This is a genomic window from Frigoribacterium endophyticum, assembly GCF_011759585.1.
Lineage (GTDB): Bacteria > Actinomycetota > Actinomycetes > Actinomycetales > Microbacteriaceae > Frigoribacterium > Frigoribacterium endophyticum.
On the sequence record NZ_JAAOYV010000002.1, the window covers coordinates 527,803 to 551,858 of the forward strand.

Genomic DNA, 24,056 nt, shown 5'->3' on the forward strand with positions numbered 1-24,056 from the left:
AGGCGCGGCGCGCCGGCGGGGCCGTCAGGCGCGCGCCGGCACGGCTCGCTGCGCGGGCCCGTCGTAGTGCGACAGCGGGCGGATCAGCGAGTTCGCCTCCCGCTGCTCGAGCACGTGGGCGCTCCAGCCGAGCACCCGGGCCGCGACGAACAGCGGCGTGAAGACCGGGGTCTCGAAGCCCATCAGGTGGTACGCGAAGCCCGACGGCCAGTCGACGTTCGGCTTCAGCCCCTTGCGGTCGAGCACGCCCGCGGCCAGCGCGTCGTACACCGCGGCGAGCTCGTCGACCCGGGTGTCGCCGGAGGCGCGGGCACGGTCGACGAGGCCGGCCAGCGCCTCCTCCATGGTCGGCACGCGGCTGTCGCCGTCCTTGTAGACGCGGTGCCCGAAGCCCATGATCTTCTCCCGGCGGGCGAGCGCGGCGTCGAGCCAGGCGAGGGCGCCGTCGGCCCCGCCGTCGTCGGCGACCCGTTCGAGCAGCTCGAGGGCGGCCTCGTTCGCCCCGCCGTGCAGGGGGCCCTTGAGCGCCCCGACCGCCGCGACGAGCGCGGAGTGCAGGTCGGAGAGCGTCGAGGCCACCACGCGGGCGGTGAAGGTCGACGCGTTGAACGAGTGCTCGGCGTAGAGCACCATCGACGTGTCGAGGGCCCGCACGTCGAGCTCGTCGGCCTCCCGGCCGAAGACGCGGTGCAGGAGGTCCGCCGACCAGCCGAGGTCGTCGCGCGGGGGCACCGACGGCAGGTCGTGGCGGCGCCGCTGGTCGTAGGCGATGACGCCGGGCAGCGCCGCGAAGACCCTCGTCGCGAGGCGCCGCGCGGCGGCCGGGTCGTGCACGCCGGGGGCGGTGCTCGGCTCGGGCTCGGCGGCGCCCAGGGCGCTGATCGCGGTGCGGACGACGTCCATCGGGTGGGCCGAGGTGGGGATGAGGTCGATGACGTGCTGCAGGCCGGGCGCGAGCGGCCGCGCGGCCCGGAGCTCGGCGTCGAAGGCGACGCGCTGCTCCGGCGTCGGCAGCTCGCCGTGCAGCAGGAGGTGGGCGACGTCCTCAACGTCGCAGCGGGCGGCGAGCTCCTGCACGGGGTAGCCGCGGTAGAGCAGCGACCCGCTCGTCGGGTCGACGGACGACACGGCCGTCCGGTCGACCACCACCCCGGCGAGGCCCTTGTGCAGCTCGGGGGCGGACGCCGCCGCGGGGGCGGTGAGGGTGTCGCTCATGGTCACTCCTTCGTGAGGTGAGGCGGTGCCGGCGACGGTGCCGGCGGGCGGTGCGGTGGTGCGGGTGGTGCGGTGCGGCGGCGCAGGCGGCGCCGGGTGCTCAGCGCTCGACGGTGAAGTCGAACACGTCGCCGTCGAAGGCCGAGTAGCCCTCGTAGTCGATCAGGTCGTAGAGGTCGGCGCGGTGCTGCATTCGGTCGAGGAGGCGCGCCTGGGTGCCCCTCTCGGCCAGCTCGTCCAGGCCGCGGGAGGCCTCGCCCATCGCGAGGCGCAGCAGGCTCACGGGCCAGATGACGATCCGCACCCCGGCGTCGCGCAGCTCGTCGACGGTGTGCAGCCGCCCCTTGCCGAACTCGGTCATGTTGGCGAGCACGGGCACGTCGACCGCGGAGGCCACGGCCTCGAACTCGGCGAGCCCGGTGAGCGCCTCGGGGAAGACCGCGTCGGCCCCCGCGTCGACGAGGGCGCGCACCCGGTCGACGGCGACGTCGAGCCCCTCGAGCGCCCGGACGTCGGTGCGCGCCATGACCAGGAAGTCGGGGTCGCGGCGCCCCTCGACGGCCGCCCGCACACGCTTCACGGCCGTGTCGAGGTCGACGACCTGCTTGCCGTCGAGGTGGCCGCACCGCTTGGGGTTCACCTGGTCCTCGACGTGCATGCCCGCGACTCCCGCGTCCTCCAGGGTCTGCACGGTGCGCGCCGCGTTCATGGGCTCGCCGAAGCCCGTGTCGGCGTCGACGAGCGTCGGCAGGTCGGTCATGCGCGCGATCTGGCCGGCCCGCTGGGCGACCTCGGTGAGGGTGGTGAGGCCGATGTCGGGCAGGCCGAGGTCGGCGGCGACGACCGCGCCCGAGACGTAGACGCCCTCGAAGCCCTTGCGCTCGATCAGGCGCGCGCTGAGGGGGTTGAACGCCCCGGGCAGCCGCAGCACGTCGTCGGTGCCGCGCAGCCGCTCACAGAACAGCCGCCGCTTCTCGGCCGGGGCCAGCGTCGAGTACAGCATCAGAACAGCCCCTCGGGCGACGCGGCGTCGACCTCGCGCAGGCTGCCCTCCGGCGGCGTCACGGTGAGCCCGGCGAGCTCGTCGGGGCGCAGGCTCCGGAGTCGCGGGGCCAGCTCCAGGAACCGCTCGACCTCCTCGTCGGCGAGCACCCCCTCGGCGAGCGTGCGGAACTTGCGCACGTAGTCGGCCCGGGCGAACGGCCGCGCGCCGAGCGGGTGCGCGTCGGCCACGGCGATCTCGTCGACGAGGCTCGACCCGTCGACGAACTCGACCTCGATGCGCCCGCCGAACGCCTTCTCGGCGGGGTCGACGGAGTGGTACCGCCTCGTCCACTCGGCGTCCTCGGCGGTGCTGATGCGACTCCACAGCTCCACGGTGTCGGGGCGCTGCGCGCGCTCGGGCGCGTAGCTGCGCTCGTGGTGCCACGCGCCGTCCTGCAGGGCGACGGCGACGATGTAGGGGATGGAGTGGTCGAGCGTCTCGCGGCTGGCCCGCGGGTCGTACTTCTGCGGGTCGCCCGCGCCCGAGCCGATGACGACGTGCGTGTGGTGGCTCGTGTGCAGCACGATGCGCCGGACGGCCGCGGGGTCGCGCAGCTCGGGCCGCTCACGGCCGAGACGGCGGGCGAGGTCGATCCAGGCCTGCGCCTGGTACTCGGCGCTGTGCTCCTTCGTGTAGCTGTCGAGGATGGCCCGCTTCGACTCGCCCGGGGCCGGCAGCGGCACGCTGTACCGGGCGTCGGGGCCGTCGAGGAGGCGCGCGATCACGCCGTCCTCGCCCTCCCAGATCGGGCTGGGGCTCGTCTGGCCGCGGAGCGCGCGGTCGATCGCCTCGACCGCCTGCTTGCCCGCGAAGGCCGGGGCGTAGGCCTTCCAGGTCGAGATGAGGCCCTTGCGCGACTGCCGCGTCGCGGTCGTCGTGTGCAGCGCCTGGGCGATGGCCTGGGCGGTGGTCTCGACGTCGAGGCCGAGCAGGGCTCCGATGCCGCCGGCCGCGCTCGGGCCGAGGTGGGCGACGTGGTCGATCTTGTGGGCGTGCAGGCTGATCGCGCGGGTCAGGTCGATCTGCAGCTCGTAGCCGGCCACCAGGCCGCGGAGCAGCTGCTCGCCCGTGGCGCCGACGTGCTGGGCGACGGCGAGCACGGGCGGCACGTTGTCGCCGGGGTGCGAGTACTCGGCGGCGAGGAAGGTGTCGTGGAAGTCGAGCTCGCGCACGGCCACGCCGTTCGCCCAGGCGGCCCACTCGGGCTGGACCCGCCGGTCGGGGTCGAGGCCGACGACGGTCGCGCCGTCGTGGCGGGCCGACCGGTGCTGCAGCCGCGCCGCGGCCTGGGCCCGGGCGGCGACGACGGGTGCGCGGTGCAGGCTCGCGGCGGCGACGGCCGCGTTGTCGATCACGCGGTTGACGACCATCTCGGCGACGTCGTCGTCGACGGCGACCGGGTCGACCGCGACCGCGGCGAGGCGGTGGGCCAGCTCGTCGCGCCGCGCGAGCGGGTCGTCGGACCGGTGGACGTGCACGTCGTTGAGCATCACGACGCTCACTCTAGGCGTCGGGCACCGGGGCCTGTCGAGGGGTCGCGGGAGGCGCGGGCGGGGTCGCGGGAGGCGCGGGCGGGGCTCCGGGCGCGGTCCTCCCCGCCCGCGGCCCCGTGACGACCGCCACGACGCCGACGAGCACGAGCGCGAGGCCCAGCCAGCCGAGCGGCGTCAGGCGCTCGCCCACGACGACGACCGCGAGCAGGGTGGCGACGACGGGCTCGAGCAGCGTGACGGTGGTCGCGCGGGAGCTCGACACCGTGCGGAGCCCCCGGCCGAAGAGCAGGTACGCGATGAACATCGGGCCCAGGGCGAGGTACGCGTGCACGCCGACCGACGTCGCCGACTGCACGATCGACCCGCCCGTCGCGAGCAGCACCGGCACCAGCAGCGCGGCCCCGACGCCGAACTGGGCGGCCATGGCGCCCCGCGACGGGTGCCCCTGCTGGATGAGCCGGCCGGCGGTGTAGGTGTAGGCCGCGTAGGCGAGGCCCGCGAGCAGGCCGAGGGCGACGCCGCCCACGAGGCCGGCGCCCGGGGCGAGGGCCTCGCGGGGGTCGGGCCCCGCCCCGGCGACGACCGCAACGTCGGTCGGCGGCCCGGCGTGGCCGACGCTCGCGAGGAGCGCCACGCCCACGACGGCGGCCCCGGCGGAGGCGAGCCAGCGCCGCTCGAGGGGGCGGCGCCGGGCGGGCGGGTCGAGCAGCCGCTCGAGCAGCGCGGCGAACAGGGGCGCCGTGCCGAGCGAGACGACGTTGCCGACGGCGACGCCGGCGAGCGACATCGAGCTGTAGAAGGCGAGGGGGTAGACGGCGACCCCGACGGCTCCGGGGGCGATCCAGCGCCAGCTGCCCGCGCCTCCTCGGAGCACCGCCGCGGCGAGGCGCGGGGCCGTGAGGGCCAGCAGGATGCCGCCGACCGTCATGGTGGCGGCCCCCGTCGCCAGCGGGCTGACCGTCCCGCCGACGAGGCTCGCGGCCGTGCCGGTCGTGCCCCAGAGCAGGGCGGCGAGGACGATGGCGATCACCGTCGTCATCGTAGGGCGCGGGCACCGCGCGGGTCTGCCCGTGACGCCGTGGCGCAGGGGCGTGCGGAGCGCCGCCCCCGGACGGCGGGGGCGCGGCCGTCAGGAGGCGGGGGTCGGCTCCTCCCCCGCGCTGAACCGGTCGACGAGGGCGCGCTTCAGCACCTTGCCGCTGGGGCCGATCGGCAGGGCGTCGAGCACGTGGACGACCCGCGGGAACTTGTACGCGGCGATCTCGTCGGAGACGTGGGCGATCAGCTGCTCGGGGGTGGCCGTGGCGCCGGGGCGGAGCACGACCGCCGCCTCGATCTCCTGCCCGTGCACCGCGTGGGGCACGCCGAACACGGCCGCCATGGCGACGTCGGGGTGGGTGGCGAGCACCTCCTCGACCTGCCGCGGGTACACGTTGTAGCCGTTGCGGATGATCATGTCCTTCGTGCGGTCGACGATCGTGAGGTAGCCGTCGTCGTCCTTCGTGCCGAGGTCGCCGGTGCGGAACCAGCCGTCGACGATGGCCGCGGCCGTGTCGTCGGGGCGGTTCAGGTACCCGTTCATCAGGTTGTGGCCGCGGATCACGAGCTCGCCGATCTCGCCGTGCGGCAGCAGGACGATCGCGTCGGCGGAGCCCGGGTCGGCGATCTCGACGTCGACGCCCCAGATCGGCGTGCCGATCGTGCCGGGCCGCGGCGGGCGGCCGACGTGGTTGAAGGTGGCGACCGGGGAGGTCTCGGTGAGGCCGTAGCCCTCGTGGATCGGAGCGTCGAAGACGGCCTGGAAGCGCTCGAGGACGGCGAGCGGCAGGGAGGCGCCGCCCGAGATCGCGTACCGGAGCGCCGGTCGTGCCTCGGTGCGCGTCGCGGCGTCGAGCAGCGCCATGTACATCGTCGGGACGCCCATGAAGATCTCGCAGCCGTGCTCGACCATGGCCGCGAGCGCGCCGTCGCCGTCGAACTTCGGCAGCATGACGATCGTGGCGCCGGCCCGGAAGCCGGTGTTCATCGTGCAGGTCTGCCCGAAGGTGTGGAAGAGCGGCAGCGCCCCGAGCAGCACGTCGCCGCGGGTCATGTCGAAGGTCGTCATGAGGTTGGTGTTCACCTGCTCGAGCAGGGCGAAGTGCGAGCCCTCGGCCCCCTTGGGCTGGCCCGTCGTGCCGCTCGTGTACAGGATCGTGGCGGTGTCGAACGGGTCGCGGGGCACGTAGGTGTCGAGCGGCTCGCTCGCCTCGGCGAGCGCCTCGAGGCGGTCGTGCCCGGTGCCGTGCGGGTCGACGGACGAGGGAGGCGCCAGCACGGTCACGACGTCGACCCCGGCGAGCGCGGCGCCGGCGGCGCCCTCGGCGAGCAGCGGTGCGGCGCAGACGAGCATCGTCGCCCCGCTGTCGCGCAGCACGTACTCGATCTCGTGCTGCTTGAGCAGCGCGTGGACGGGCACCGCGACGGCGCCGAGGGCGAGGGTCGCGTAGTAGACGCGGGGGAAGTCGGCGACGTTGGGCACGAGCATCGCGACGCGGGAGCCCTCGGTGACGCCCTTGGCGCGGAGCGCGCCGGCGTAGGCGAGGGTCTGCGCCCACAGCTCGGCGTAGGTGGTCCGCTGGTCGCCGACGATGACGGCGACGTCGTCGGGGAACCGCCGCGCCGACTCGGCGAGGACAGCGGCGACGGAGGCGGTGGCGCGGGTGGGTGCGGTGCTCCGGTCGCCCGGGGCGCCGGGGCCGGGGCGGGTCCCGGTGCCGGAGCCGGGGCTCGGGCTCGGGCTCGGGCTGGTGCTGGTGCTGGTGCCGGTGCCGGTGCCGGTGCTGGCCGGGGTCTCCGTGGTGCTGGTCATGGGTGGTCTCCGTCTCCGTTGACGTGCGAGTTCCTCGGATCATACGTCTGCATCCGTCCACCGCAGGGGCGAGTGCCAGGTGGTCGGCGAGGTGCCTCAGGTGAGGCTCGCCGGCCTCGTCAGGTGAGGCCGGCGCCGCCGTCCGTCTCCTCGGCCCACTCGCTCCGGCCGACGCCCCGCCGGGCGAGGTCGCGGGCACCGCGTCCCTGACGCAGACGAGCGGGGCGGTGGTGCACGTCGTCGAGCAGAGGTGCGCCGTGGCGGGCCCCGACGTCGGTGGTGAACGCCGCGGGAGGGAGCGACGCGGTGACGCCGAGCTCGCGGAGCGGCCGGTGCTCGTCCCACACGCCCCGCAGCCCGGAGAGCGCGGCGTCGACGCGGTCGAGCCAGTCGGGGCGCAGGGCGTGCCAGCGGGTCGGGCCGTCGACGACGACGTCGGTGAAGCCGGCGCGGCGCAGGGTGACGAGGTGCCGCGAGACGGCCGACCACCCGATGCCGAGGGACTCGTGAGCGAGCGAGGCGAGGTCGCCGGAGCTGTGCTCACCGACGCAGAGCTGCTCGATGATCCACACCTCGACCGGGTCGGCCAGCACCTCGAACGGAGTCCGCGAGCGCCGCCAGCTCGGAGCCCGCTGCCCCTGCTCCCGCCCTCGGCCCGGCTCCCGCTCCGCGCCCAGCTCCCCCGCCACCGCCCGGAGCCCGTCGTGCCCCGAGGAGGAGTCGCCCGCCAGAAAAGCCGATCCACTCCAGCGTGGAGCAGCCCCCTCCGGCTGCCCCCACGACCGCGCGCCCTCCTCCCCCGCTCCTGCACTCCAGAGTGGAGCGCGACCCCCCGCCTCACACTGCGAGTCAGACCCTGCTCCTCCACTCCAGAGTGGATCGACCTTCTCGGCGACCGGCTCCGGGCGCAGCAGCTCGTCGGCCGCCCCGGCCGCGGCACGGGCGACGTCGCGGCCGACGTCACGGCCGACGGCGCGACCCACCGCTGGCTCGCTCACGTCACGCCCCCTCGGGGCGCGGGCGCCCGAAGGGCAGGCCCAGCGTCCCCTCGGCGACACGGCGGGCGTGCCGCCGCCCGGCAGGCGAGAGCCGGAAAGCATCGGCCACGGCCCGACGTGCCTCTGCGGTGCTGCGCGTCGCCCAGGCCGCGTCGATCGCGGCGACCGCGTCGGTCGCCTGCTCCGAGTCGCCGGCCTCGTCGAGGGCCCGCAGCACGTCGACCACGCTGTCGAAGGCCGCCGCCAGCTCGTCGTGCGTGCAGCCCCGCCACGCCGGCTCGGCTCCGCCCCCCTCGACCCGCATCGCGAACCCCGCGTCGACCATCGAGGCCAGCCGCGCGGTCACCGCCTCCTCCGTCGTGTCGAGACGGTCCAGGGCCCCGGTGACCAGCGCCTCCCGCGAGACCGCCCCGCCGCCCCCTCCCTCGGCGAGCAGGTCGAGCAGGTAGACGCCCACGGGGTCCGTGGCGATGACGAGGGGAGCAGAGGCGAGACCGGAGACGTTCATGGGGCGAGCGTGCCGCGGCGGCCGACCCGCGACTCCTGCCCGTCGACCGGCCCGGGGAGGACGCCCACGGCGAACGACCTGGGGAGGGCTGGCCGCGAGCCCCCGTCCACAGCCCCCGCGGCTTACCATGGAGGGCTCATGTCTGCCGCTCCCCTGCCTCCGCTCACGATCTCGTACCCCGCCGAGCTGCCCGTCAGCCAGCGGCGCGACGACATCGCCGCCGCAATCCGCGACCACCAGGTCGTGATCGTCGCCGGCTCGACCGGCTCCGGCAAGACCACGCAGCTGCCCAAGATCTGCCTCGAGCTCGGCCGCACCAGCATCGGCCACACGCAGCCCCGACGCATCGCCGCCCGCACCATCAGCGAGCGCATCGCCGAGGAGCTCGGCCAGGAGGTCGGCGGGCTCGTCGGCTACCAGGTGCGCTTCACCGACAAGGTGTCGAGCGACACGAAGATCAAGCTGATGACGGACGGGATCCTGCTCAACGAGATCCACTTCGACCGCGACCTGAAGCGCTACGACACGATCATCATCGACGAGGCGCACGAGCGCAGCCTCACCATCGACTTCCTGCTCGGCTACCTCAAGCAGCTGCTGCCCCGCCGCCCCGACCTCAAGCTGATCATCACCAGCGCCACCATCGACCCCGAGTCGTTCTCCGCGCACTTCGACGGCGCCCCCATCGTCGAGGTCTCCGGCCGCACCTACCCCGTCGAGATCCGGTACCGGCCGCTCGTCGCCGACGACGCGGCCAGCGCCGGCGGCGATGACGACGACGACCTCGACGAGCTCGACGAGGCCCCGCCGCGCCGCGCCGCCGCGTCCGCGCGCTCCCCGCAGAAGAACGCCCCCGCGCCCGCGAGGGCGGACGACAAGGACTACCTGCAGGGCATCAACGAGGCCCTCGACGAGCTCGCCCGCGAGTCGAGCGGCGACGTGCTCGTCTTCCTCAGCGGCGAGAACGAGATCCGCGACGCGGAGGACGCCATCCGGGGCCGGAACCTCCCGCACACCGAGGTGCTCCCCCTCTACGGCCGCCTCAGCGCCGCCGACCAGCACCGCGTCTTCCAGCCCAGCACCACCGCCGGCACGAGACGCCGCATCGTCCTCGCGACGAACGTCGCCGAGACCAGCCTCACCGTGCCCGGCATCAAGTACGTCGTCGACGCCGGCACCGCCCGCATCAGCCGCTACTCCACGCGCGCCAAGGTGCAGCGCCTCCCCATCGAGGCCATCTCGCAGGCGAGCGCGAACCAGCGCTCCGGGCGCTCCGGCCGCACGAGCAGCGGCATCGCGATCCGGCTCTACAGCGAGACCGACTTCGAGAAGCGGCCCGAGTTCACCGAGCCCGAGATCCTCCGCACGAACCTCGCCGCCGTCATCCTGCAGATGATCTCGCTCGGGCTCGGCGACATCGCGGCCTTCCCCTTCCTGCAGCCGCCGGACTCCCGGGGCATCAAGGACGGCCTCGACCTCCTCCGCGAGCTCGGCGCCGTCACGCAGGGCGGTCAGATCACGCGCGTCGGCAAGCAGCTGACCCGCCTGCCGATCGACCCCCGCCTCGCCCGCATGGTGGTCGAGTCGAAGACGCAGGGCACCACGCGCGAGGTCATCGCGATCGTCGCGGCCCTCAGCATCCAGGACCCCCGCGAGCGCCCCCTCGAGCGCCGCGCGCAGGCCGACGAGAAGCACTCGCGCTTCCGCGACCCCAAGGGCGACTTCCTCACCCTGCTCAACCTCTTCGACTACCTGGAGGACAAGCAGAGGGAGCTCAGCGGCAACGCGTTCAAGCGCCTCTGCCGCGACGAGTTCCTCAACTACCTGCGCGTGCGCGAGTGGCAGGACGTCTTCCGCCAGCTCTCCCGCGCCGCCCGACCGCTCGGCCTGCACGTCGGCGAGCGCAGCGCGAACCCGGACGGGGTGCACCGCAGCCTGCTCGCGGGGCTGCTCAGCCAGATCGGCCTGTTCGACCCGCAGAAGAAGGACTACGTCGGCGCCCGCCAGACGCGCTTCGTGCTCTTCCCCGGCAGCTCGCTCGCGAAGAAGCCGCCGGTGGCCATCATGAGCGCCGAGCTCGTCGAGACGAGTCGGCTGTTCGCCCGCGTCGCGGGGGTCATCGACCCGGCCTGGGCCGAGCCGCTCGCGCCCGACCTCGTGAAGAAGAGCTACGGCGAGCCGCACTGGGAGAAGAAGCAGGGCGCCGTCGTCGCCTACGAGCGCGTGACGCTCTACGGCGTGCCGATCGTGCCCCGCCGCCGCATCCAGTTCTCGCGCATCGACCCGGGCTACGCCCGCGAGCTGTTCATCCGGCACGCGCTGGTCGAGGGCGACTGGGAGAGCCGTCAGGCGTTCGAGGCGAAGAACCAGCAGCTGATCCGCGAGCTGACCGAGGTCGAGGAGCGCACCCGCCGCCGCGACATCCTCGTCGACGGCGACGCCGCGTTCGAGTTCTTCCAGCGGCGCATCCCCGCCGACGTCACGAGCACCCGCGACTTCGAGGGCTGGTGGCGCACCGCGAAGCAGCAGACCCCCGACCTCCTCACCATGACCGCCGCCGACCTGCTCGGCGACGACGAGCCCGACGTCGACGAGGCGGGCTTCCCGAGCACGTGGCGGCAGGGCGACCAGACGCTGACCCTGCGCTACAAGTTCGAGCCGGGGGCCGACGACGACGGCGTCACGGTGGTCGTCCCCCTGCCGCTGCTGGCGCGCCTCCGCCCGGTCGGCTTCGACTGGCAGGTGCCGGGGCTCCGCGACGAGCTGGTCACGGCGCTGATCAAGTCGCTGCCGAAGCAGATCCGCAAGAACGTCGTGCCCGCCGCCGACTGGGCGTCGAAGATCACCGCCGAGCTGCCGGCCGAGCCGCCGGCAGACGTCGACGAGCCGTTCACCGCGACCGTCGCCACCGTCATCCGCAAGCTCACCTACACGCCGGTGGCCGTCGACGACTTCGACCTCGAGCGCGTGCCCGCGCACCTCCGGGTCAGCTACGCCGTCGTCGACGAGCGCGGCCGCACGGTCGGTGTCGACAAGCGGCTCGACGTGCTCCAGGAGCGCCTCAGCGACGACATGCGCAAGAGCGTCGCCCGCGTCACGCAGGGCCAGGGCCAGGGCGAAGGAGGCGCGGGTCGCTCCCGACGCGGCCGCGGCGGCCCGCAGGCGGTCGCCTCGGGCGCCCCCGCGGCGAACGCCATCGAGCGCTCCGGCATCACCAGCTGGGACTTCGACGAGCTGCCGACCGTCGTCGACACGAAGCACGGCGACACCGTCATCCGCGCGTACCCGGCGCTGGTCGACGAGGGCACCTCGGTGGCGATCCGCCTGATGGCGACCCCTGCCGACCAGGCGCTCGAGACGCCCCGCGGCGTCCGCCGGCTGCTCATGCTCGCCGTGCCGAGCCCGGTGGCCTACGTGCAGCAGCACCTGACAGCGCCCGAGAAGCTCATCCTCGCCACCAGCCCGTACCAGAACACCGCCGCGCTCTTCGCGGACTGCCTCGTGGCCGTCGTCGACGACGTGCTGCACCGGGTGAAGCCCGACGGCCAGCTGTACACGAAGAAGGAGTTCCTCACCGTGCGCGACCGGGTCTCGGCCGCCGTGATGGACTCGATGTTCCAGACCGTGTCGCTCGTGGCCCGCACCCTCACGGCGGCGCGCGACGCCGACAAGGCGATGAAGGCGGCGACGAACATGTCGCTGCTGGCCGCCCTCACCGACATGCGGCAGCAGCGCGAGCGGCTGATCTACCCGGGCTTCGTCTCCGCGACCGGGCTGCAGCAGCTGCAGCGCGTGCCCGTCTACCTCGTCGGCGTCACGCGCCGCACGGCGAAGCTGCTCGAGGCGCCGGCGCGCGACCGGGCCTGGCTCACCGAGGTGCAGCAGGCGACGGAGCGGTACGAGGCCGCGGGCGGCACCTTCCCGCCCGCCGCCACCGCGCCTCCGGCACTCGTCCGCGCCCGGTGGCTGCTCGAGGAGTTCCGTGTCAGCCTCTTCGCGCAGGACCTCCGGCCGAGCGAGAGCGTCTCGCTGCAGCGCATCGTCAAGGTGCTCGCCTCCGCCTGACCGCCCGCCGCCCTGCCGCCCGTGCCCCCGGCGCCGGGGGCACGGGCGGCCCCCGCACTAGCCTGGGCAGATGCGCGCGACGGTGAAGGACGTGGCCGCCCTCGCGGGCGTCTCGCCGAAGACCGTCTCGAACGTCATCAACGGCGTCGTCCGGGTCGCCCCCGACACCCGTGGCCGGGTCGAGGCGGCCCTCGCGCAGCTCGACTACGTGCCGAACCTCAGCGCCCGCGGACTGCGCAACGGCCGCACCGGCGCGATCGCCCTGGCCTTCCCCGACCTGACGACCCCGTACAGCGCCGAGATGTCGCACTGGTTCGTCGAGGTCGCCCACGAGCGTGGCTGGTCCGTGCAGCTCGAGCAGACCGGCGTGCGGCCCGAGCGCGAGCGCGAGCTGCTGCTGCGCGGTCGCGAGCACCTCGTCGACGGCCTCGTGCTGAACCCCGTCAGCCTCGGCGAGAGCGCCATCGTCGGCGCGGAGGACCTCCCGCCGGTCGTCGTGATCGGCGAGGTCGAGCAGCACCTCGTCGACCAGGTGCGCGTCGACAGCGTCACGGCCGCCCGCGACATGACCGAGCACCTGCTCGCCCTCGGCCACCGGCGGATCGCCGTGCTCGGCTGCCCCGGCGACGGCTTCGACTCGGCCACGGCCCGGGCGCGCACCCTGGGCTGGTCGCAGGCGATGGAGGCGGCGGGGCTGCCGGTCGGCGACGACCTGCGTTGGGCCTGCCGCGCCTGGGAGCCCGAGGCCGGCGCCGCCACGGTCGCCGACGCCCTGGCCCGCGGCGAGGCCCCCGACGCCCTCTTCTGCTTCACCGACTCGCTCGCGATCGGCGCCGTCCACGCCCTCTGGAGCGCCGGCCTCCGGGTGCCCGACGACGTCTCGGTCGCCGGCTTCGACGACATCGCCGACGGCCGCTTCACCCGCCCGCCGCTGACCACCGTCCGCCTCGACAAGCGCCTCTTCGCCGAGCGCACCCTAGAGCTGCTCGCCGCGCGCATCGCCGACCGCGAGCGGGCGCCCGAGCTCGCGGTGATCCCGCACGAGGTGGTGCCCCGAGCGAGCACGGCCCGCCGGGCACGGCGCTGACGACGCCCGCCGCCCGCCGTCGCCCCGCTTCGCTTTCTGGATGGCGGCTGCCCGTCCGCTGTCAAGCGGTCACGAGGAGTCGCGGGTCGGCCTACCGTCGCACTCCCGTGCACGAGACCGAGAGGCGCCGCCATGTCTGCTGACCAGTACGCATTCGAAGACCCCACCCAGAAGTTCGCCGACATCACCCCGAAGGCCCAGTACCTCGAGGGCGCCGGCACCGACGAGGAGCTCTCGTCGCCCGCCGACCACGGCGAGGAGACCTACCGCGGCTCGGGCCGCCTCGAGGGCCGCAAGGCGCTCGTCACGGGAGGCGACTCGGGCATCGGCGCGGCCGTCGCCATCGCCTACGCCCGCGAGGGCGCCGACGTCGCCATCAGCTACCTCGCCGAGGAGGAGGAGGACGCGCAGAAGATCGTCGCCCTCGTCGAGGCCGCCGGCCGCAAGGCCGTCGCCCTCCCCGGCGACATCACCGACCGCGAGTTCTGCACGCAGCTCGTCGAGAAGGCCGTCAGCGAGCTCGGCGGCCTCGACATCCTCGTCAACAACGCGGGCAAGCAGCAGCACGTCGAGGACTTCCTCGAGCTCGACGACGAGAACTTCGACGAGACCTACAAGACCAACGTCTACGCGATGTTCTGGATCACGAAGGCCGCGCTCCCCCACCTCGTGCCCGGCTCGACGATCATCAACACGACGTCGATCCAGGCGTACCAGCCGGCCCCGATGCTCGTCGACTACGCGTCGACCAAGGCCGCGATCAACACCTTCTCGAAGGGCCTCGCCATGCAGCTCGCGCCGAAGGGCATCCGCGTGAACGCGGTCGCGCCCGGCCCGATCTGGACCCCGCTGCAGCCCGCGGGCGGACAGCCGTCGGACGCGCTGCCCGACGTCGGCAGCCAGACCGCCCTCGGCCGCTGGGGCCAGCCCGCCGAGCTCGCGCCCGCCTACGTCTTCCTGGCGTCGGGCGAGTCGAGCTACGTCGTCGGCGAGACCCTGCACGTCGACGGCGGCATGCCCACGCCGTAGGTCGCCCCGCTCTGCCGGAGGGGCCGCTCGCGCATCGTCGCGGGCGGCCCCTCCGTCGTCGGCGGGCGGCCCCGGGGAGGCGCGGGTCGCCTCCGGATCGACGCTTGCGTTCGCGTTACAACGATGTAATGCTGTCCGCAGTCGACGCATCACGAAGGAGTGACCACCGATGACACCCCCTGAGCCCCTGTCCGGCCCGCCTCGCCCCGGCGGCTCCGCCCGCACCGGCCTGGCCGGCCTCTCCCGCCGCAGCCTGCTCCTCGGCGGCGCCGGCATCATGAGCGTGCTGGCGGTGGGCAGCTTGGCGGGCTGTGCTCCCGGCGCGACCACCGCCTCCGGCGCTGCCGTCGAGCAGCTCAAGTTCTGGCACCTGCTGAGCGGGGGCGACGGCATCAAGATGTCGGCCCTCGTCGACCAGGCCAACGAGCAGAACCCCGAGTTCCACGCGACGCAGACCGTGCTCGCCTGGGGCACGCCGTACTACACGAAGCTCGCCATGGCCTCGGCCGGCGGCCGCGCCCCTGACGTCGCGATCATGCACGCGTCGCGCGTGCCCGGCTACGCGCCCGGCGGGCTGCTCGACCCGTGGGACATCGACAAGCTCGCCTCGTACGGCCTGCGCGAGCAGGACTTCGCGCCCGCGGTCTGGAAGGCCGGGTTCAACGGCGACCAGCTGTACTCGGTCGCCCTCGACTCGCACCCCTTCATCCTGCTGTACAACACCGACATCGCCCAGCAGGCCGGGGCTCTCGGGCCCGACGGCCGCCTCGTCGACATCAGCAGCCCCGAGCAGTTCCTCCAGGTCGCGGCCGCCATGCAGGCGGTCACCGGCAAGCACGGCGCCTCGTGGGGGTACCTCAACGACGGCGCCCAGCTCTGGCGCATGTTCTACACGTTCTACAAGCAGCAGGGCGCCGACATGGTGCTCCGCGAGGGCGGCACCGTCGAGTACGACGAGGCCGCCGCGGTCACGGCCCTCGAGTTCATGCAGACGCTGACCGACGGCACCGCGATGGCCACCGCGAGCGACATCCAGTCCGGCATCGCCGAGTTCGTCAGCGGCGAGAGCGGGATGCTCTTCACCGGCGTGTGGGAGGTGCCGAGCGCCGAGGCGGCCGGGATCCCCTACGACGCCAGCATCATCCCGACGCTCTTCGGCACGCCGGCCGTCTACGCCGACTCGCACGCCTTCGTGCTGCCGCGGCAGAGCCAGGTCGACGACACGAAGCGGGAGGACGTCTACAGGATGGTCGCCACCATCCTGAAGGACAGCATCTCGTGGGCCGAGGCCGGGCACATCCCCGCCTACGGCCCGGTCGTCGACAGCCCCGAGTACGCGGCGCTGGTGCCGCAGTCCCACTACGCCGAGGCCGCCGAGTACCTCAACTACGACCCGCCGGCCTGGTTCTCGGGCTCCGGGTCGGACTTCCAGACGTACTTCCTCGACAGCATCCAGTCCGTGATCCTCGCGAAGGACGACGCGGCCGCGGGCATGCGCGCCTTCATCTCGCGGGTGGAGACGCAGCTGTCGCGACCGGCGCCCGTCTGAGCCGGCCCGCGCCTCCCCGTGCTCCGCCCCTCCCGCCCCACCTCCCTGCACGACGACGAAGGAGTCGATCTGTGACGACCACCACGGTGACCGCCCCGGCGGCCAGCGCCGACCGCGCGGCCTCGCCCGCCCGCACCCGCACCCGGGTGCGCACCCGCTCCGGCGGGCCGAGAGACACCAAGATCGGCTGGGGCTTCGCCGCGCCGTTCACGATCCTCTTCGCGCTCTTCCTCGTCTGGCCTCTCGTGCACGGGTTCTGGCTGAGCCTCACGGGCCAGAGCCTCACCGGCCAGGGCGGCGAGCTGATCGGCTTCGCCAACTACGCCGAGGCCTTCGCCGACGGCGCGATGTGGCGCTCGATGCTCAACACGCTGTGGTTCACGGTGCTCAGCACGATCCCGCTCGTGGTGATCGCGCTCGTGCTGGCCCTGCTCGTCAACACCGGCCTGCCGGGCCAGTGGCTCTGGCGCCTCAGCTTCTTCCTGCCCTACCTGCTGGCGTCGACCGTCGTGTCGCTGTTCTGGATCCAGCTCTACAGCCCGACGCTCGGCCCGATCAACTCGGCGCTGGCGACGGTCGGGCTGCCGCAGCCCGCCTGGCTGCAGGACCCCGACACGGCGATGATCGCCGTCGTCGCCACCACCGTCTGGTGGACGGTCGGCTTCAACTTCCTGCTCTACCTCGCCGCGCTCCAGAACATCCCCGACCAGCAGTACGAGGCGGCCTCGCTCGACGGTGCGGGCCGCTGGCGCTCGCTGGTCTCGATCACGATCCCGCAGCTCGGCCCCACCACCGGCCTGATCGTCATCCTCCAGGTGCTCGCGTCGCTCAAGGTCTTCGACCAGATCTACCAGATGACGAACGGCGGCCCGGCCGGCACGACCCGCTCGACCGTGCAGTACATCTTCGAGACCGGCTTCACCGGCTACCGCTTCGGCTACTCCAGCGCCATCTCGTACATCTTCTTCGCCGTCATCGTCGTGATCTCGATCGCACAGTTCGCGGCCACGGCCCGCAACCGCAAGGGAGCCCAGAAGTGACCGCACCGGCCCTCGCCCCCACCGACGACCTCCGCGCCCCGACCGCCCGCCGCGGCCGCGAGCGTGCCCCGCACAAGCCCGGCCGGTCGCGCTTCGGCGTGATGAGCGTCGTCAGCATCGTCATCCTCGTGGTGATGGCCGCGCTGTGGCTCGTCCCCTTCCTCTGGTCGCTCGCCACCTCGTTCAAGAGCGAGGCCGACGCCGCGGCGACGCCGCAGACCTGGCTGCCGGCCGGCGGCTTCACCCTCGACGCGTACCGGGCGATCCTCGACCAGGGCAACATCCCGACCTGGCTCTTCAACAGCCTGTTCACGTCGATCGTGATCACGCTCATCGTCGTCGCGACGTCGGCGCTCGTGGCCTACGCGTTCTCGCGCCTCGACTTCCGGGGCAAGAAGTGGCTCTACGTCGCGACGATCGCCTCGATCATCGTGCCGCCGCAGGTGCTGATCGTGCCGCTCTTCTACCAGATGCTCGCGTTCAACATGGTCGACACGTACTGGGGCATCATCCTGCCGCAGGCGATCGCGCCCGCCATGGTGTTCGTGCTGAAGAAGTTCTTCGACCAGGTGCCGATCGAGCTGGAGGACGCCGCCCGCGTCGACGGCGCCGGGCGCGTCCGGGTCTTCTTCACCATCCTGCTGCCGCTCTCGCGGCCCATCCTCGGCGCGGTCTCGATCTTCGTGTTCATCGGTGCGTGGAACAACTTCCTCTGGCCGTTCATCGTCACCAACGACGCGTCGCTGCTCACGCTCCCCGTCGGCCTCCAGACCATCAAGAGCGCCTACGGCATCCAGTACGCCCAGAACATGGCCGCGGCGATCCTCGCCGCCCTGCCGCTGATCCTCGTGTTCCTCTTCTTCCAGCGCCAGATCATCAAGGGCATCTCGACCACCGGGTTCGGCGGGCAGTGACTCCCCGCTCGACCGGCCCCGCGCCTCCCCCGCTCCCCCTCCGACCGTCCCCCCGCCAGATCGCCGTCCCCCATCACCAGGAGATAACCGCATGAGCACCGCCCGCATCACCGTCGACCGCGAGTTCGTCGTCGGCCCCGTGCCCCGCCGCCTGTTCGGCTCGTTCGTCGAGCACATGGGCCGGTGCGTCTACACCGGCATCTACGAGCCCGGCCACGAGACGGCCGACGAGAAGGGCTTCCGCCACGACGTGCTCGAGCTGACGAAGGAGCTCGGCGCCACCGTCATCCGCTACCCCGGCGGCAACTTCGTCTCGGGCTACAACTGGGAGGACGGCGTCGGGCCGGTCGACCAGCGCCCCCGCCGCCTCGACGGCGCGTGGCACACGGTCGAGACCAACGCCTTCGGCCTGCACGAGTTCGTCGAGTGGAGCGCGCTGGCCGGCACCGAGGTGATGGAGGCCGTCAACCTCGGCACCCGCGGCGTCGACGCCGCCCGGGAGCTCGTCGAGTACGCCAACCACCCCGGCGGCACGGCCCTCAGCGACCGCCGCATCGCCAACGGGGCAAAGGACCCGTTCGACATCAAGCTCTGGTGCCTCGGCAACGAGCTCGACGGCCCGTGGCAGATCGGCCACAAGACGGCCGGCGAGTACGGCCGCCTCGCCCAGGAGGCCGCCAAGGCGATGAAGTTCGTCGACCCGACCATCGAGCTCGTCGCCGTCGGCAGCTCGGGCCGGAACATGCCCACCTTCGGCTCGTGGGAGCACGAGGTGCTCACCCACGCGTACGACGAGGTCGACTACGTCTCGATGCACGCGTACTACCAGGAGCACGACGGCGATGCGACGAGCTTCCTCGCCACGGCCGTCGACATGGACGCCTTCATCGAGGAGGTCGTCTCGACCATCGACGGCGTCAAGGCCGCGGGCAAGCACCGGAAGCAGGTCGACATCTCGTTCGACGAGTGGAACGTCTGGTACCAGACGGGCCTCGACACCGACGACCAGCCCCACAACGTCTCGAAGGGCTGGGTCGAGCACCCGCGCCTCATCGAGGACCAGTACAACGTCACCGACGCGGTCGTCGTCGGCACCTTCCTCAACTCGCTGCTGCGCCACGGCGACCGGGTGAAGATCGCCAACCAGGCGCAGCTCGTCAACGTCATCGCCCCCATCCGCAGCGAGCAGGGCGGGCCGGCCTGGCGCCAGACGATCTTCTGGCCGTTCGCCCGCATGGCCGCGCTCGCCCGCGGCGAGATCCTCCGCACCGTGGTGACGAGCGACAAGATCGACACCCCGAAGTACGGCGACGCCGACCTCGTCGACGTCAGCGCCACCTGGGACGAGGAGTCGGGGCGCGTCGCGTTCTTCCTCGCCAACCGGGGACTCGAGGAGGCGGCGGACGTCGAGGTCGCCCTCCGCGGCTTCGCGGGCGCCCGCGTCACCCGGGCCGAGCTGCTGACGGTGCCCGAGGGCGGAGACCGCTTCACGAGCAACACCGAGCAGGCGCAGGACGCCGTGGGCCTCGTGCCGCTCGAGGGCATCAGCGTGGACGGCGGCGTCGCCCGTCTCACGCTGCCCGCCCTGTCGTGGGCCGTCGTGGAGCTCGAGGTCGGCACGGCGTAGGGAGCGCGCCGACCCCGGGAGGGGACGAGGGCCGGTGCCGGGGCGTGAGCCCGGCGCCGGCCCTCGGCCGTGGGACGTCGACCCCCGGCGTTGGCCGGGGATCGTCGGCCGGGGGCGCTACTTGCGGCGCGGGAACAGCCGGGAGATGGAGTCGCGCACCGACTCCTCGATGGTGTCGCTGAAGGTGTTCGAGAACGACAGCGAGTCGGCCGACGCGCTGGCCGCCGTCATCGAGCGGATCACGGCCTCGCCGTGGTGGGCGCGGGCCGCGCGCACGGTGTCGAAGGCGAGGCCCTGCGAGGCCGCGAGCTTCTCCAGGAGCGCCAGCCGCGCCTCCTCGCCGAGGCCCGCCCCGGCCGCGAGGGCCCGGGCCGCGTCGTCGTCGACCCCGTCGGCGACCCAGCGGCCGGCGCGCTCGGTGAGGTCGGCGGCGGCGACCAGGCCGATCATGCGCTTGGCCTCGTCGTCGCGGATCTCGGAGCGGGCGACGGCGATGTCGCGAGGGGGCGTGTCGGGCATGCCGACCAGGATATCTCGGCCGTCAGCTGTACAGCCGGGTGGGCACGGTCGCGTCGAGCTCGGCGGCGCGGAGGTCGACGTCGGCGTCGAGGGCGGCGCCGCTCAGCGACTCCTCGATGCGGCGCTTCTCGGCGGTGCTCGAGCGGATCAGGGGCAGCCCGCGGGCGATGGCGTTGCGGATGCGCTCCTGCAGCAGGGGCGCCGTCACGCGCCGGTCGGTGAAGTCGCTGGCGTGCGCGTAGACGCCGAGCGGGAGCGTCAGTGCCTGGAAGAAGCCGAAGAGCGGCCGCAGCGAGTGCTCGAGGATGAGCGCGTGGCGCTCGCTGCCGCCCGTGGCGGCGAGCAGCACCGGCACGTCGACGAGCGCGTACTGCTCGACGAAGTCGAAGAGGTGCTTGAACAGGCCCGTGAAGGAGGCGCGGTAGACCGGCGAGGCCGCGATCAGCAGGTCGGCCCCCTCGATGGCCCGCAGCTCGCGCTCGACCCGCGCGTCGAGCTGGTCGCGGGTGAGCGCCCCGGCGAAGAGCGGACCGAGCTCGCTGACCCGGATGACGTGCCGCTCGATCGGCATGACCAGGGCGAGCTCGTCGAGGATCGCGTCGACCAGGGCGTCGGTCTTGCTGGGCGTGCTGAGCGTTCCCGACACGGCGACGACGCGCAGCGGAGGTGTCTGAGTCATGACGACCATGCTCGCCCCTCCCCTCGTCGTAACGTTCGCGTATGACGTTCTGAGTCGTGCGAAAGTGACCTGGTGACGCATCACCTACCTGCCTCCGCCCCCGCCGACCCGGCCGACGTGCTCGCGCTGCACGCCGCCTCCTTCGGCCTGGCCGCCGACGTCTACGAACGCGGCCGCCCCTCCTACCCCCGCGAGGCCGTCGAGTGGCTGCTGCCGCACGGCGCCCGTGACGTCGTCGACCTCGGGGCCGGCACGGGCAAGCTGACCCGCGTGCTGCTCGAGCAGGTCGACGAGGTCGTCGCCGTGGAGCCGAGCGAGGGCATGCGCGAGATCCTCGAGCGCGTCGTGCCGCGGGCCCGGTCGCTCGCCGGCAGCGCCGAGACCATGCCGCTCGCCGACGACTCGGTCGACGCCGTGCTCGTCGCCCAGGCCTGGCACTGGGTCGACCCCGTGGTGGCCGTGCCGGAGGTCGCCCGCGTGCTGCGGCCGGGCGGCACCCTCGGGCTGCTCTGGAACATCCGCGACGAGACGGTGCCGTGGCTCGCCGACCTCAGCCGCGTGCTGAACCAGCCCGCCGAGCGCGACATGCAGTCGGAGGCGCCCGTCGTCGGGGCGCCGTTCGGCGAGGTCGAGCGGCACGACGTCGAGTGGGTGCACGAGCTCGAGCGCGACGAGTTCCTCGCGATGATCGCCTCGCGCAGCTACGTCATCACCCTGTCGGACGACGACCGCGAGCAGGTGCTGCGCGACGTCGGCGCGCTGCTCGACACGCACCCCGACACCCGGGGCGTCGACCTCATCCGCCTGCCGTACGTCACGCGGTGCAGCCGGGCCGTGCTGCTCGACTGAGCCGCGGCACGGGCGGTGCCCGTACGGTGGGGTCATGACCCCGGAGGCCCTGCTCGTCACGGTCGACCACGTGTGGTCGGGCCGCTGGCGCGGGCCGTCGGTCGTGCGGGCCACGCGCGAGGGGCTGCACCTCTTCGGCAGCCCCGACCCCGCGACCTCGGCGGCGCTGCCGCACCTGCCCGGCACGCTGCTCTCGCCCTTCACCGACTCGCACGTGCACCTCGGCCTGGTCGACCCGACGCAGCTCGGGCCGGGCGGCATCGCCCGGGTGCTCGACCTCGGCTGGGACCCGGACGAGGCCTCCCTCTGGAGCGAGCACGGCCGGATGGACGACGCCTGGCCCGAGGTCCAGGTCGCCGGCGGGCTGCTCGGCGCCCCGGGCGGCTACCCGAGCCGGGCCGACTGGGCGCCCGCCACCGCCGCGGTGCCGATCACGAGCACGGTCGACGCGCACCGCGAGGTGCGACGGATGCGCGACCTCGGGGCGTCGGTGATCAAGGTCGCGCTCAACGGCGACGTCGGGCCGGTGCTCGACCGGGCGCTGCTCGAGGCGATCGCGGAGGCCGCCGACGACGTGCAGCTGCTCACGGTCGCCCACGTGCAGGGCCTCGGGCAGGTGCGCCGTGCCCTCGACGCCGGCCTGCTGCGCTTCGCGCACACCCCCTTCAGCGAGGTGCTGACCGACGACCTCGTCGACCGTGCCGCCGACGGCACGTGGATCAGCACGCTCGACATCCACGGCCACGGCCGGGGAGGCGCGGAGCACGAGATCGCCGTCACGAACCTCACCAGGTTCCGGGCGGCCGGCGGGCACGTGCTCTACGGCACCGACCTCGGCAACGGCGACCTGCCCGTCGGCGTCAACGAACGCGAGCTGCGGGCGCTGCAGCGGGCGGGGCTCGGCCTCGACGAGCTGCTCCGGGCGCTCGGCAGCGACGACACCCTCGACGCGGGCAGCGACGGCCGCCACTGGTCGCGCCGGGCGTCGTGGATCCCCACCGCGCCGCCGGGCGCCGACGGCGACGCTGCCGCGTGGCTGGCCACCGCCTCCGTGCTCACCCCCGACACCCTGCTGGAGAAGACCCGATGACCGACGCCTCCCCCACCTCGCCCGCTTCCCCCGCCTCCCCCGACGACGTCGACGACCTGCCGGCGGCGCCGCACGACGCGGCCGACCCGCTCGCCGCGCTGGTCGCGAGGTTCGTGCCCGCGGGCGACGTGGTCTCCTACCTCGACGGCAACTCGCTGGGGCGGCCCCTGCTCGCGACGGGGCCGCGCGTCGAGCAGCTGCTGCGGCACGACTGGGGCACCCGGCTGATCCGTTCGTGGGACGAGCGCTGGATGGCGCTGCCCACCGAGGTCGGCGACCGCATCGGCGCTGTGGCGCTCGGCGCGGCGCCCGGGCAGACGGTCGTCGGCGACTCGACCACCGTGCTGCTCTACAAGGCGATCCGGGCGGCGCTCGCGGCGCGGCCCGGTCGGCACGAGATCGTCATCGACGACGACCAGTTCCCGACCGACCGCTTCGTCGTCGAGGGCATCGCGCGCGAGCGCGGCGCCGTCGTGCGCTGGGTCTCGGTCGACCCGGCCCTCGGCGTGACGCCCGAGCTGCTCGCACCGGTGCTGGGCCCCGACACGGCGGTCGTGCTGGTCAACCACGTGTCGTACCGGTCGGCGTTCGTCGCCGACCTCGAGGCGATCGCGACCGCGGTGCGGGAGGCGGGGGCCCTGCTGGTCGCCGACCTCTGCCACTCGGTGGGCGTGGTGCCGATGCAGCTCGACGCGTGGGGAGTCGACATCGCGGTGGGCTGCACCTACAAGTACCTCAACGGCGGGCCGGGGGCGCCCGCGTTCCTCTACGCCCGGGCCGACCTGGTCGCCGAGCTCGAGCAGCCGATCCAGGGCTGGATGGGCGCCGCCGACGTCTTCGCGATGGCCGACGGGTACACGGCGTCGCCGGGCATCCGACGCTTCATCAGCGGCACGCCGCCGGTGGTCGGGATGCTCGCGATGCAGGACATGCTCGACCTGGTCGACGAGGCCGGGGTGGAGGCGGTCCGTGCCAAGTCGGTCGCGCTCACCGAGTACGCGCTCGAGCTCGTCGACGCGTGGCTCGTGCCGCTCGGCGTCGAGGTCGCGAGCCCCCGCGACCCGTCGCAGCGGGGCAGCCACGTGATGATCCGGCACGCGGCGTTCCGCGAGGTGGTCGCGACGCTCTGGGAGCAGGGCGTGGTGCCCGATTTCCGCAACCCCGACGGGCTGCGCATCGGCCTGTCGCCGCTCTCGACGAGCTTCGAGGAGGTGCGGGTCGGCCTGGCCGCGGTGCGCACCGCCCTGCAGGAGCAGCAGGCCGCCCCGGCCGCCGCCACCGCCCCCGAGCCGGGCCCCACCACCCCCTGACGCGCCGGGACCGCGGTGCGGCGGGCCCGCGTCCTCGTGGGCTGCTTAGAGGTCCAGTGCGGCGGGTTCCCGTCCCCGTGGGCGGGCGGGCGCCGACCCGCCCAGAGGGACAGTGACCCGCCGCACCGGTGGAGGCACGGGGCACGACGAAGGGCGCCGGCCGGAGCCGGCGCCCTTCGTGGCGTGGT

General features: G+C 73.6%; 19 protein-coding genes. 10 read left to right on the forward strand and 9 right to left on the reverse strand.

Annotated features, from left to right (window positions below; all coding sequences use genetic code 11):
* Positions 1 to 24 precede the first annotated feature (24 nt).
* The 7 genes from FHR77_RS09800 to FHR77_RS09830 all read right to left on the reverse strand — a co-directional run bounded on the left by FHR77_RS09800 (position 25) and on the right by FHR77_RS09830 (position 8,110).
* Positions 25 to 1,215, reverse strand: a complete 1,191-nt coding sequence (locus FHR77_RS09800; protein ID WP_167259950.1) for a bifunctional 2-methylcitrate synthase/citrate synthase — start codon at positions 1,213 to 1,215, stop codon at positions 25 to 27.
* Positions 1,216 to 1,315: 100 nt separating this feature from the next.
* Positions 1,316 to 2,218, reverse strand: a complete 903-nt coding sequence (gene prpB / locus FHR77_RS09805; RefSeq protein ID WP_167259952.1) for a methylisocitrate lyase — start codon at positions 2,216 to 2,218, stop codon at positions 1,316 to 1,318.
* The gene (locus FHR77_RS09810) at positions 2,218 to 3,750 is read right to left on the reverse strand and encodes an MmgE/PrpD family protein (RefSeq protein ID WP_167261293.1); all 1,533 of its coding nucleotides are present in this window, start codon (positions 3,748 to 3,750) and stop codon (positions 2,218 to 2,220) included. Before FHR77_RS09810 ends, prpB begins: the two co-directional genes overlap by 1 nt.
* Before the next feature lie 13 nt (positions 3,751 to 3,763).
* Positions 3,764 to 4,792 carry a DMT family transporter gene (locus tag FHR77_RS09815; protein ID WP_167259954.1) on the reverse strand — a complete coding sequence of 343 codons (1,029 nt, stop codon included), beginning with the start codon at positions 4,790 to 4,792 and terminating at the stop codon, positions 3,764 to 3,766.
* A 90-nt stretch (positions 4,793 to 4,882) separates the two neighbouring features.
* Positions 4,883 to 6,604: a long-chain-fatty-acid--CoA ligase gene (locus FHR77_RS09820; protein ID WP_167259955.1), complete on the reverse strand. Its 1,722-nt coding sequence runs from the start codon at positions 6,602 to 6,604 to the stop codon at positions 4,883 to 4,885.
* A 119-nt stretch (positions 6,605 to 6,723) separates the two neighbouring features.
* Positions 6,724 to 7,197: an ArsR/SmtB family transcription factor gene (locus tag FHR77_RS09825; protein ID WP_167259958.1), complete on the reverse strand. Its 474-nt coding sequence runs from the start codon at positions 7,195 to 7,197 to the stop codon at positions 6,724 to 6,726.
* Between the two features lie 406 nt (positions 7,198 to 7,603).
* Positions 7,604 to 8,110 carry a hypothetical protein gene (locus FHR77_RS09830; protein ID WP_167259960.1) on the reverse strand — a complete coding sequence of 169 codons (507 nt, stop codon included), beginning with the start codon at positions 8,108 to 8,110 and terminating at the stop codon, positions 7,604 to 7,606.
* A gap of 138 nt (positions 8,111 to 8,248) precedes the next feature.
* Here FHR77_RS09830 and hrpA point away from each other — a divergent pair, with 138 nt between their 5' ends.
* From hrpA to arfA, 7 genes are all read left to right on the forward strand, one after another.
* The gene (gene hrpA, locus FHR77_RS09835; RefSeq protein WP_167259962.1) at positions 8,249 to 12,175 is read left to right on the forward strand and encodes an ATP-dependent RNA helicase HrpA; all 3,927 of its coding nucleotides are present in this window, start codon (positions 8,249 to 8,251) and stop codon (positions 12,173 to 12,175) included.
* 70 nt (positions 12,176 to 12,245) lie between these two features.
* Positions 12,246 to 13,262 (forward strand): LacI family DNA-binding transcriptional regulator, encoded by a 1,017-nt coding sequence (locus tag FHR77_RS09840; protein WP_056056775.1) that lies wholly within the window; start codon positions 12,246 to 12,248, stop codon positions 13,260 to 13,262.
* 132 nt (positions 13,263 to 13,394) lie between these two features.
* Positions 13,395 to 14,291 carry a glucose 1-dehydrogenase gene (locus tag FHR77_RS09845; RefSeq protein WP_167259964.1) on the forward strand — a complete coding sequence of 299 codons (897 nt, stop codon included), beginning with the start codon at positions 13,395 to 13,397 and terminating at the stop codon, positions 14,289 to 14,291.
* Positions 14,292 to 14,568: 277 nt separating this feature from the next.
* On the forward strand, positions 14,569 to 15,840 hold the full coding sequence (locus FHR77_RS09850; RefSeq protein WP_424956132.1) for an extracellular solute-binding protein: 1,272 nt from the start codon (positions 14,569 to 14,571) through the stop codon (positions 15,838 to 15,840).
* A gap of 71 nt (positions 15,841 to 15,911) precedes the next feature.
* Positions 15,912 to 16,880: a carbohydrate ABC transporter permease gene (locus FHR77_RS09855; RefSeq protein WP_424955837.1), complete on the forward strand. Its 969-nt coding sequence runs from the start codon at positions 15,912 to 15,914 to the stop codon at positions 16,878 to 16,880.
* Positions 16,877 to 17,794, forward strand: a complete 918-nt coding sequence (locus FHR77_RS09860) for a carbohydrate ABC transporter permease (protein ID WP_341777311.1) — start codon at positions 16,877 to 16,879, stop codon at positions 17,792 to 17,794. The genes FHR77_RS09855 and FHR77_RS09860 overlap by 4 nt, the downstream gene beginning before the upstream one ends.
* Before the next feature lie 91 nt (positions 17,795 to 17,885).
* Entirely contained in the window at positions 17,886 to 19,421 is a 1,536-nt protein-coding gene (arfA, locus tag FHR77_RS09865; RefSeq protein ID WP_167259968.1) for an arabinosylfuranosidase ArfA, read from the forward strand.
* A 117-nt stretch (positions 19,422 to 19,538) separates the two neighbouring features.
* Here arfA and FHR77_RS09870 read toward each other — a convergent pair whose 3' ends face one another.
* On the reverse strand, positions 19,539 to 19,940 hold the full coding sequence (locus FHR77_RS09870) for a hypothetical protein (RefSeq protein ID WP_167259970.1): 402 nt from the start codon (positions 19,938 to 19,940) through the stop codon (positions 19,539 to 19,541).
* 22 nt (positions 19,941 to 19,962) lie between these two features.
* On the reverse strand, positions 19,963 to 20,619 hold the full coding sequence (gene msuE, locus FHR77_RS09875; protein ID WP_197982106.1) for an FMN reductase: 657 nt from the start codon (positions 20,617 to 20,619) through the stop codon (positions 19,963 to 19,965).
* Between the two features lie 72 nt (positions 20,620 to 20,691).
* On the opposite strand from msuE, the gene FHR77_RS09880 reads away from it, so the two are divergent.
* Genes FHR77_RS09880 through FHR77_RS09890 form a run of 3 tightly spaced genes read left to right on the forward strand, consistent with a single transcriptional unit; the run spans position 20,692 to position 23,868 of the window.
* A complete protein-coding gene (locus FHR77_RS09880) occupies positions 20,692 to 21,468 on the forward strand; it encodes a class I SAM-dependent methyltransferase (protein ID WP_341777312.1) in 777 nt (258 codons plus the stop codon).
* Between the two features lie 34 nt (positions 21,469 to 21,502).
* Positions 21,503 to 22,558 (forward strand): amidohydrolase family protein, encoded by a 1,056-nt coding sequence (locus FHR77_RS09885; protein WP_167259974.1) that lies wholly within the window; start codon positions 21,503 to 21,505, stop codon positions 22,556 to 22,558.
* Entirely contained in the window at positions 22,555 to 23,868 is a 1,314-nt protein-coding gene (locus FHR77_RS09890; protein WP_167259976.1) for a kynureninase, read from the forward strand. The genes FHR77_RS09885 and FHR77_RS09890 overlap by 4 nt, the downstream gene beginning before the upstream one ends.
* Positions 23,869 to 24,056: the final 188 nt, after the last annotated feature.

Excerpts from the sequence above, each read along its gene's own strand:
- arfA (WP_167259968.1), top strand. The coding sequence starts at position 17,886 with ATGAGCACCGCCCGCATCACCGTCGACCGCGAGTTCGTCGTCGGCCCC.
- FHR77_RS09820 (WP_167259955.1), bottom strand. The coding sequence starts at position 6,604 with ATGACCAGCACCACGGAGACCCCGGCCAGCACCGGCACCGGCACCGGC.
- FHR77_RS09840 (WP_056056775.1), top strand. The coding sequence starts at position 12,246 with ATGCGCGCGACGGTGAAGGACGTGGCCGCCCTCGCGGGCGTCTCGCCG.
- FHR77_RS09890 (WP_167259976.1), top strand. The coding sequence starts at position 22,555 with ATGACCGACGCCTCCCCCACCTCGCCCGCTTCCCCCGCCTCCCCCGAC.
- hrpA (WP_167259962.1), top strand. The coding sequence starts at position 8,249 with ATGTCTGCCGCTCCCCTGCCTCCGCTCACGATCTCGTACCCCGCCGAG.
- FHR77_RS09830 (WP_167259960.1), bottom strand. The coding sequence starts at position 8,110 with ATGAACGTCTCCGGTCTCGCCTCTGCTCCCCTCGTCATCGCCACGGAC.
- FHR77_RS09810 (WP_167261293.1), bottom strand. The coding sequence starts at position 3,750 with ATGCTCAACGACGTGCACGTCCACCGGTCCGACGACCCGCTCGCGCGG.
- FHR77_RS09850 (WP_424956132.1), top strand. The coding sequence starts at position 14,569 with ATGAGCGTGCTGGCGGTGGGCAGCTTGGCGGGCTGTGCTCCCGGCGCG.
- FHR77_RS09815 (WP_167259954.1), bottom strand. The coding sequence starts at position 4,792 with ATGACGACGGTGATCGCCATCGTCCTCGCCGCCCTGCTCTGGGGCACG.
- prpB (WP_167259952.1), bottom strand. The coding sequence starts at position 2,218 with ATGCTGTACTCGACGCTGGCCCCGGCCGAGAAGCGGCGGCTGTTCTGT.
- FHR77_RS09885 (WP_167259974.1), top strand. The coding sequence starts at position 21,503 with ATGACCCCGGAGGCCCTGCTCGTCACGGTCGACCACGTGTGGTCGGGC.
- FHR77_RS09845 (WP_167259964.1), top strand. The coding sequence starts at position 13,395 with ATGTCTGCTGACCAGTACGCATTCGAAGACCCCACCCAGAAGTTCGCC.
- FHR77_RS09870 (WP_167259970.1), bottom strand. The coding sequence starts at position 19,940 with ATGCCCGACACGCCCCCTCGCGACATCGCCGTCGCCCGCTCCGAGATC.
- msuE (WP_197982106.1), bottom strand. The coding sequence starts at position 20,619 with ATGACTCAGACACCTCCGCTGCGCGTCGTCGCCGTGTCGGGAACGCTC.
- FHR77_RS09800 (WP_167259950.1), bottom strand. The coding sequence starts at position 1,215 with ATGAGCGACACCCTCACCGCCCCCGCGGCGGCGTCCGCCCCCGAGCTG.